The sequence below is a fragment of the Shewanella sp. DW31 genome, from assembly GCF_015767295.1.
GTDB lineage: Bacteria > Pseudomonadota > Gammaproteobacteria > Enterobacterales > Shewanellaceae > Shewanella > Shewanella oncorhynchi.
Map to the genome: position 1 here is coordinate 1 of NZ_JADWMP020000059.1, position 629 is coordinate 629.

Annotated in this window: 1 protein-coding gene; it reads left to right on the forward strand. The window is 34.0% G+C overall.

Annotated elements, in window-relative coordinates; translation table 11 throughout:
- Positions 1-408: 408 nt before the first annotated feature.
- Positions 409-629, forward strand: a 221-nt coding sequence (locus GWI56_RS21595) for a hypothetical protein (protein WP_198574025.1), incomplete at its 3' end; no start/stop codon positions are given.

Below are 629 nucleotides of genomic sequence, written 5' to 3' on the forward strand. Positions count from 1 at the left end.
TGAAAACGATCCTGACGCATCCTTCCTGTTTTTCCGGGGTAAAACATCTCTTTTTGCGGTGTCTGCGTCAGAATCGCGTTCAGCGCGTTTCAGTGGTGCGTACAATTAAGGGATTATGTTAAAAGTATTGGAGTGAAGGGGATGTAACTGTTTGTTTTGATGTATAATTGTTCTGTTTTTTATTGATGAGGCAAAGGAGAGTGGGGGGATAAGTGAATTATTCGGTGGTTTTTTTAACATTGATAATAATTATACTTCTTGTGATCTTATTTCTGCTTTTAAAGCATGTTATGCATGGTCTAATTAAGTCAATGTTTTTACATAAACTTCATCGGGTTGTTGTAATGCCTGGGTTTATTGTTTTGGTTTTTTCTGTGTTGGTTATTATTGTTTATAAGATGAGATAATATGAAAATTGAAGCTGAAGTTGATGGAAAAGTGCTGGTATATTCTAGTTCTCTGACTATGAATCCTAATGGAAAATTGGTTTTTAATTTTGATAATGAAGCAAGAATTACAGTTGTTTTTATTTCTGAAGATACAGGTGATCATGGCAATAGGCTTGTTAAATCTACAGTCGATGATGATGGATTGGGGATGACAATCTCTTGTTATAATTTCAAAATGTA